Genomic DNA, 8,124 nt, shown 5'->3' with positions numbered 1-8,124 from the left:
CCTCTGCCCCTCTGCCCCCTTGCTCCCCTGCTTTTCTAAGATACTGGCGTAATAGACCGTTAACAAAACCCGTAAGTCCAGAAAAACCGTTTTCTTTAGCGAGTTGGACAGTGGTATTAACAGCAGCAGAGGCGGGAATACGCTCTTGATAGCGCAGCTGGTAGAAACCCAAGTGTAAGATGGTGCGGAGGTCTTGTGGTTGTTGGTGAGATTTCTTTTTGGCGAATTGATCTATGAGAGTATCAAGAGTGCGCTGCCTTCTGACGCTCCCATAAACCAATTCTGTGACCAAGCGGCGATCGTGATCGGGCAAATTAACTTTTTGCAGTACTCTATCTAGGGCAACATCAGCATAAGCCCCCTTATGAACATCTCGCAGGGCGATAAAAGCTAGTTGACGGGGGTTTGTCATGGAAACATGAATCAGGAGTCAGGAGGCTTTTGTATTCTAACTCCCAACTCCTGTACAGACGCTATTAATCGCGTCTCTCCTAACTTCCCTATCTAGGCATATACGGGTCTACACTAGCGATTTCAAACTCACATGCTCTAGAAACCTGTTCTGCTGGTAATTTACCAAAGCTGATTAGTGGCAAATAAGTGGGGTTTGCCATCAGTTCTTTTGCCAATAAGAATCCAGTAATTGTCCAAGTTTGATATTTCCTAGCTTGTTTCCCAATCAGTCGCCCTTTCTTACCGTCGTAATATTCTGGCCATTGATCTGTACTGAGCCGTCCTTGGGCAGTTTGAATAGCCTTTTGTGCAAGACTTATTTTGTTAGTTTTCACAGCCGCAGCTGCCAACATCCACATTAAAACTGGCCAACTACCAGCATTATGATACGACCAAGGGATATTTTTGGGGTCACATCCAGTTACAATTCTGTATTCTTCATGTTCTAAAGCTGGGAAACAAATTTTCATCGGCATATCTCCCACCAAATCATCCCATCGTTCCTCAATGAGAGTCATAATTGCTTGTGATTGTTCTTCGGTGGCTAAGTCTGAAATAATCGCCATTAAGTTTCCGAGTGAAAAGAAGCGAGTATCTAGCTGCGACGGCCCGACATTACCCGCTAGATAGCCACCTTTTTTTGGCAACCACTTATCTAATTCATAATAGGGAACAGAATCTACATATATGTTGAACAAATTTACAGCACCTTTACCATATTCTTCACTTTTGAAGCGATAAATTTCATTCAGGCGATTAATATCTATCCAATAATGCTGGCGAATATGAGCGCATAAAAGAGGCAACCTGTTATCAATGGCTGCAACAATATCGGAATTCCCTTGACAAATTAGCAGTTCACGAGATGCACGCAATGCCGTGTAAAAAAGAACTTGCAATTCTAAAGGATGCCCATAAATGCCCATACGACGGTCAATCATACAAGCACCATCTGGAACCAATAGCGTTGGGTACATATCAAAGCGATTCGCCAAGCAGATTTCCATAATTAACCTGATGCCATTTTGGAATTCAGGTTGATAAGCTAGAGAAAAATCTTTAGTGGCGACTACATAGGCACGTAACAAAATAATCCACCATAGGCAAGAATCAACAGGTGTAACTCTAGCGATCGCATGTTCACCAAAATCAGCCTCTAAATATTCTTGCCCATTGTCTGATACAACTTTGAAGCTAGCTGGTATTAATCCTCGTCCAGGCTTATAGGCATCTAATGCCTTTTCTTTAGGCTGTAACTTTAAGGTTTCTTCTAAGAAATTGCGAACAATATCTGTTCTACCTTTGATCAGAAAAATTAGAGCTGAAGAGACAAAATCCCGAACAAAGCACTGGTCATAATTGAGAGCCTCTACAGATGCATCATAAGCGGCTACAGTACCAACGGGGCGGCCTTGATAATAGAGAATTGATTTTTCTAGTGTTAGCCACGCTTCTTCTACTTCTTTTAAATTTTCAGTAGTTTCCAATTCGTTTAAGTGCATCGCCAGAATAACTCCATTCGGGTTGTGAATTTGTGGTAGATGCGTCTTCATTCCTTATTTTTGCTATTCTCAGCATAACAAAAACGATTCTTTGAATAGCATAATTGGAGAAAGTTAATCAACTAACAAGAAATAAATCTGCTGAAATTTTTACAGCATTATTATTAGTTAATTGCCCTATAATCGATTACTGCATTGGTGAATTATAGTTGTTTTTATTCACCCAGAGTAGTAATATAATTCTTCAAACAGTCACACAAGATATATTTTTAGATTATTTATTGTTCTGTTTCATGTCCAGAAGCTTTGGTTTACCAAACAAAAATATATCTTCAGCGCTGCTTATGGTTTGTGTGAAGTTAAAACTGGTTGCAGTATATTTACTTGAGCAGGATTAGTTTTTGACACTAAGAGGTCAGATTATTCCCCTATAAGATAATAATTTATAACTTTTTTTCAGAATATGCAAGATGAATTCTTGAAAAATTTCAAATGTCAATACTTCTGAAGGGTTAAATTTTTTACCCCACTGGCAGATGACATGGGGTGTTTATAAAAGTAAGCCTAAGAATAGTAATCAAGTCTCACAGAGAGGTGTAAAGACACGGAGTAGCTTGGCTCGTTGATTAAATAATCTCAGCATCTTTAGACCTGAAAGTATCAAAAGCTTGATTAATTGCTTGCATTAAAGGTTTTGCGATGCAGAACTGTTGATATCAAAATGATATTGTCTTGCTAATCGACGATACGCAAGTTTAACAAAGTTGACATTATAACTCTGATCTACACCTAATATTTCCCACCGTTCCCCAGATAATACGGTGTCAAGAGTAAATTTATCAAAGCTTTGTATTTGACTCCAAATCTTAATGTTCCTGCAATTATCGCCACTTAGCAGCGTCTTAGCAACAGGACTACACCCAGAAATATTTTGTAGTATTTCTCGGTATGGAGGTTCCAAAGTTTGATAATACTATCTCTGTTGCTGAATGCCTAAGCAGAGCATTGAGTAATTCTCCGGTTTGGAGATTCCGCAGCTTTATTGTGGAGTCTGTACTACCACTAATAAGAGTTTGACTGTTAAGACTAATAACAACTGTATTCACAACTGCCAAATCTTCAGTGAGAATATAGCACTGTTCCCAAGTTTTTAAATCCCAAACCTAATCGTTTGATTGTCCCTAGCACTTGCAAGGATCTTACCATTGGGACTAATGCTGACAGATAAAACTCTATTATCTGCCCTTAAGTCAGTACACCAGAAAAACCAATCACATCAACTAGAAACCTTCCATTCCATTATCCAAACTCAAGATACTCAATAATGGTTCCATCAGGATGCATCGCTCGCATATTCGCTCCAGTGGTAACTTTGTTCGGTTCCGCCAGAATCACAGCACCCTGCTGAATAAGTGCTTCTTTAAAATCATTGAGTGAGTCCACAAGAAATGTTGCGTGTGTACTCTTGAATGGAGAGAGTGCTTCTGCCGAACCAGCAATTAAAAGAATAGAACCCACACTTGCGAGTTCCAACTCAGACTCGGAATATTGAAACCACAACCAACATTTTTCTGTAAAAAGGTTTTCATAGAAAGCGATCGCCTCATCCAAGTCTACCGGACTAAGATAGACTCTGGTTAATACTTTAAGAATTTGCATTGCAAACTATCTATTAGGCAGCTAATGGATTTTATTTTGCTTACTCAGCAATCATAGTTAACTAAGATTGATCAAGAATATAGTCTATCTTCAACTTGAAAAGGTCTTCAATTCTCTGTTCATATAGCTCTTGATAATGTTGTTTGCAGTCAATCAAAATACATTTCATTTCTACTCCTTTAGCCCCACATAAGTCATCTGTATAGCTATAACCAATATATATACATAGATTTTGCAACAGTACCTAGTTTTAGGAGTATGTCAGAGAAAATAGCAGGAGATGTTTTCTGATGCCATCTTGAATTAATGTCTCTGCAAGAAAAAATATGTCTGATATTCCCATAGTATTTAATTAGTAATACATCAGGTGTAGTTTAAATAATTACAGATTCTGAATTACGAATTGTTTCAAATTTTTTTCCCTGTGCGTAGATAAAATAATTATCTGTCACTTTTACCTCAGCCTGAAAGCCTGCTTTTTTTAGCTTATCCTTAAGTTCATCCGGCTGATAAAAAATTTTGACAATCTGAAATTCTTGACCATTATTTAATTTACGGGTTTTATATATGTTTCCGTCGTCTTCAAGGATATGATTGTTAGCTGTGGATGTAGGTTCAAAGGAAGAGTCAATGATAAATACTTCCCCACCAAGGCGAACAGATTGGTAGACTTTCGTCAAAAAAGAATCGAGTAATTTTGGTGGCACATGAGATAGCCAAAAGGCGAAAAACACCAAATCATATTCAGTGTCAGGTTGCCAAGTAAATAAATCAATTAGGTGATATTCAACACTCAGTGAATTCAACTTCGAGCGATTAATTGCAATCATTTCTTCAGAGGCATCGATCGCAGTAATCTTTTTACCGATTCTTAAAAGCTCCTGCGTCCAGATACCTGTTCCAGATGCTAACTCCAAAATATCATCCATCAAACCAATTTGGTGTAATGTATTTTTTATCACAACTACTTCATTAAACCAGCGCTGGTTTATTTCGGGACTGCGATCGTAGCGTCCTTTCCTATAGAACCACTCATCATATTCATTGGCTCTAGCGCGATAGTACTCAATCTGTTGTTGAAGAATATTATCTGTCATCGCGTCCTTTCTGATCCGATTGAATTTATATTTGACATTGCTATGACTTTCAGTAAGATTTTTTTCTTCAATGAATAAACTTGCATTTCATCTGTAATTATGTGGTATTTTTATCATTACATAATAATACGGTGAATCAATAAACTTATCGTAGATTCACCGTTAAGTAGCTGCAATCTGATATTTATTTACCCCTGAAAGCAGAATGAAGATGTTTACTAAGTTCTCTTCAAGTCGATTTTTGGGTATGGCTTTTGCCTTCCTCCAAAGGTTCAAACAGCAAAGAATCCACACCTTTTCCCTATTATTTGCATTGGGACTTAGCTTAACTTTGGCTATCTCTGCTTGCTCTCCAAGCGCAAGTAACAATGGAACAACTCAAACCGCTAGCCCCAGTGCTGTAGCTAGCGGCACTACAATTCGTATAGGCTACCAGAAAGCGTCAACTGTCCTCTATGCACTGAAAGCGAGAGGAGAATTAGAAAAAGCCTTTGCAACTTCAGGATCTTCCGTAACTTGGTCAGAATTTCCGGCTGGGCCTCCAATGCTAGAAGCATTGAATGCAGGTAGCATTGATTTTGGCTATACCGGAGAATCACCACCAATATTTGCCCAAGCTGGGGGTATTCCTCTAATTTATGTTGCCTATGATCCTTGGAGTCCGAAAGCCGAAGCCATTGTAGTACCCAAGGATTCACCTATTAAAAGTGTGGCTGAACTCAAGGGCAAAAAAGTTGCTTTTGCCAAAGGTTCTAATGCTAACTACCTATTGGTGAAAGCGCTCGAAAAAGCAGGGGTACAGTACAGTGAAATCCAGCCAGCAACTCTCCCACCTGCCGATGCTCGTGCTGCCTTTGAAGGAAAAAAGGTTGATGCTTGGGCAATTTGGGACCCATATTTAGCCGCAGCAGAAGCAGCAACAGGCGCACGTATTTTAACAGACGCAACGGAATTAGCTCCCAATCGTGGTTATTATCTAGCTGCAAAATCTTTTGTTAATGCCAAACCTGATGTTTTGAAAATAGTTTTAGATAGGGTGAAAAAAGTTAGTGGCTGGGCAAAGAATAATCCTAGTGAAGTTGCTAAACTTCTTTCCCCTGCTTTGGGTATAGATGCTCCTGTATTGGAAATAGCAGAAAAGCGACGTGAATATGATGTACTTCCGCTCACAGATGAAGTGATTACTAAACAACAAGAGATTGCAGATACCTTCTACAAAATTAAGTTGATCCCGAAAGAAATCAAAGTTAAGGAAATTGTTTGGCAAGGAAAAGTGAATAATTAATAAATAATGATTTTTGAGTTCCGAATAATGTTACAAGTTAACGTAACACGTTGAAAAGTTATTATGCCTTTGTTAAATTCCAAAAATAGATTTTTCGGTAAGCTTAATAGCCTAATTTTAAGTACTAACCAGTTAAGTTCGTTAGTTATATTTGGTATATTATTCTCTCTGGGAACTAGTATTGGTGTAGCGCAAGTCAGAACAACACCTAAATCGGGATTCACACTGCAACTTCTACATACTTCCGATCAAGAACCTGGTGTTCCAGCACTGAAGGATGCACCAAACTTTTCGGCAGTGTTGAATGCACTCAAAAATCAGGATGCTAATCGTGACGGTAAGCCTGATTATCCTAATACCTTAATCCTTTCATCTGGAGATGCCTATATTCCCAGTCCCTTCTTATTTGCTAGTGATACAGTTTTTGGTGGACAGGGAAGAGGAGATATTTTAATTTTAAATGCTTTAGGGTTTGGTGCGATCGCCTTTGGTAATCACGAATTTGACTTAGGTACAGGTGTTGTTGCCGATTTACTCGGTGCTAAAAAAGATTACCCAGGTACAAATTTTCCGTATCTCAGCACGAATCTAGACTTCAGCACTGATAAAGACCTAGCAAAATTAGTTACTGCTGATGGACAAGAGGCAAGTAAAATTCCTAATAAAATTGCCCGTAGTACCATCATTACCCTCAATGGTGAAAAGATTGGTGTAATTGGCGCGACAACTCCCACTCTGCGGACGATTTCTTCTCCCGGTAATGTGACTGTGTTGCCTAAAGCATTTAACGATCGTAATGCCGCAGACATCGCCGCCTTAGCTGCTGAAATTCAAACTTCTGTCGATGCACTGCTGACAAAAAATCCAGATATTAATAAAGTTATTCTGTTGGCGCACATGCAGCAAATTGCTATTGAGCAAAAGCTAGCAAAATTACTCAAAGGAGTAGATATTGTTGTTGCTGGTGGTTCTAATACCTTACTAGCCGACAAAACAGACCGTCTACGAGTCGGTGATAAATCTGCTGGAACTTATCCAATCCTCACAAAAGCAGCAGATGGTAATCCGATAGCCGTAGTTAATACCGATGGAAACTATCGTTATGTTGGTCGTCTAGTAGTTAACTTTGATGCCAATGGAGTGATTATTCCGTTTAATATTGACTCCAAAATCAGTGGTGCTTATGCGACTGATTCTAAAGGTGTAGCAACTGTCGGCGGGAAACCCGATCCTAAAATTGTCGCCATTACAGAGGCACTTCAAAAAGTGATTATTGCCCAAGATGGTAAAATTTTTGGGAAAACCAACGTCTTCCTCAATGGCTGGCGCGGTGATGTCCGCACACAAGAAACCAATTTAGGGAATTTGACAGCCGAAGCTAATTTAGCGATCGCTAAACGATACGATCCTAAAACAGTCATTTCCATCAAAAATGGCGGTGGTATCCGTGACAATATCGGTATCTACACCTTTCCCCCTGGTTCGACTCGCTCACAAGATGTTATCAAACTACCACCTCAAGCAAATCCTGTAGCAGGTAAGAAAGCAAAAGAAATTTCCCAACTTGATATCACCAATGCGCTACGATTCAACAATGGCTTGACTTTAGTTACTCTGAGTGCAAAAGAACTACTAGCGGTCATTGAACATAGCGTAGCAGCGATCGCACCCAGCGCTACCCCTGGCAGTTTTCCCCAAGTAGCGGGATTAACCTTTAGCTTTGACCCAGATTTGCCAGCAGGTAAGCGCGTCAAATCCCTTGCTATCAAGGATGAGAAGGGCAAAATTATTGATGTAGTAGTTAAAAATGCCGAGTTAGTGGGTGATCCTCATCGGATCTTCCGCACTGTTACCCTCAATTTCCTTGCAACTGGTGGCGATGGCTATCCTTTTCCGAAAACAGAACGGGTTGATTTGATATCAAAAGATGCTGATAAGAACAAACGCACAGGTTTAGCCACCTTTGCTGCTGATGGTTCCGAGCAAGATACATTAGCCGAATATCTAGCTGCTAACTTTAAGCAGATTCCCTTTTCTCAAGGGGATGTGCCACCCGCAGAAGATACTCGCATTCAAAATCTCAAATTGCGTAAAGATGTGGTGTTATCAAATTAATTATTTGTGCCTA

Annotated in this window: 6 protein-coding genes; 2 read left to right on the top strand and 4 right to left on the bottom strand. The window is 39.5% G+C overall.

The genetic code is table 11. The features are described from left to right. From G1O98_RS11175 to G1O98_RS11160, 4 genes are all read right to left on the bottom strand, one after another. On the bottom strand, window positions 1-412 hold a 412-nt coding region (locus G1O98_RS11175), incomplete at its 3' end, for a transcription antitermination factor NusB (protein ID WP_275941772.1). An 88-nt stretch (window positions 413-500) separates the two neighbouring features. Then, complete coding sequence (locus G1O98_RS11170; RefSeq protein ID WP_163928886.1) at window positions 501-1,955, bottom strand: glycoside hydrolase 100 family protein; 1,455 nt, start codon at window positions 1,953-1,955, stop codon at window positions 501-503. A 1,299-nt stretch (window positions 1,956-3,254) separates the two neighbouring features. Next, window positions 3,255-3,614: a VOC family protein gene (locus G1O98_RS11165; RefSeq protein ID WP_114085223.1), complete on the bottom strand. Its 360-nt coding sequence runs from the start codon at window positions 3,612-3,614 to the stop codon at window positions 3,255-3,257. Window positions 3,615-3,988: 374 nt separating this feature from the next. Further along, entirely contained in the window at window positions 3,989-4,711 is a 723-nt protein-coding gene (locus G1O98_RS11160) for a class I SAM-dependent methyltransferase (protein WP_163928882.1), read from the bottom strand. 211 nt (window positions 4,712-4,922) lie between these two features. Between G1O98_RS11160 and G1O98_RS11155 the strand changes: the two genes are divergently transcribed. Both G1O98_RS11155 and G1O98_RS11150 read left to right on the top strand, forming a co-directional pair. Next, on the top strand, window positions 4,923-5,996 hold the full coding sequence (locus G1O98_RS11155) for a sulfonate ABC transporter substrate-binding protein (protein ID WP_163928881.1): 1,074 nt from the start codon (window positions 4,923-4,925) through the stop codon (window positions 5,994-5,996). 63 nt (window positions 5,997-6,059) lie between these two features. Beyond that, window positions 6,060-8,111, top strand: a complete 2,052-nt coding sequence (locus tag G1O98_RS11150) for a 5'-nucleotidase C-terminal domain-containing protein (RefSeq protein WP_163928879.1) — start codon at window positions 6,060-6,062, stop codon at window positions 8,109-8,111. The last annotated feature ends 13 nt before the right edge of the window (window positions 8,112-8,124 follow it).

It is taken from the genome of Nostoc sp. UIC 10630, from assembly GCF_010747425.1.
Lineage (GTDB): Bacteria > Cyanobacteriota > Cyanobacteriia > Cyanobacteriales > Nostocaceae > Nostoc.
This window is presented reverse-complemented; position numbering and strand designations above follow the sequence as displayed.

What these genes read in the sequence shown, in the direction of transcription:
- G1O98_RS11170 (WP_163928886.1), bottom strand. Translation starts at nt 1,955, where the DNA reads ATGCACTTAAACGAATTGGAAACTACTGAAAATTTAAAAGAAGTAGAA.
- G1O98_RS11150 (WP_163928879.1), top strand. Translation starts at nt 6,060, where the DNA reads ATGCCTTTGTTAAATTCCAAAAATAGATTTTTCGGTAAGCTTAATAGC.
- G1O98_RS11155 (WP_163928881.1), top strand. Translation starts at nt 4,923, where the DNA reads ATGTTTACTAAGTTCTCTTCAAGTCGATTTTTGGGTATGGCTTTTGCC.
- G1O98_RS11160 (WP_163928882.1), bottom strand. Translation starts at nt 4,711, where the DNA reads ATGACAGATAATATTCTTCAACAACAGATTGAGTACTATCGCGCTAGA.
- G1O98_RS11165 (WP_114085223.1), bottom strand. Translation starts at nt 3,614, where the DNA reads ATGCAAATTCTTAAAGTATTAACCAGAGTCTATCTTAGTCCGGTAGAC.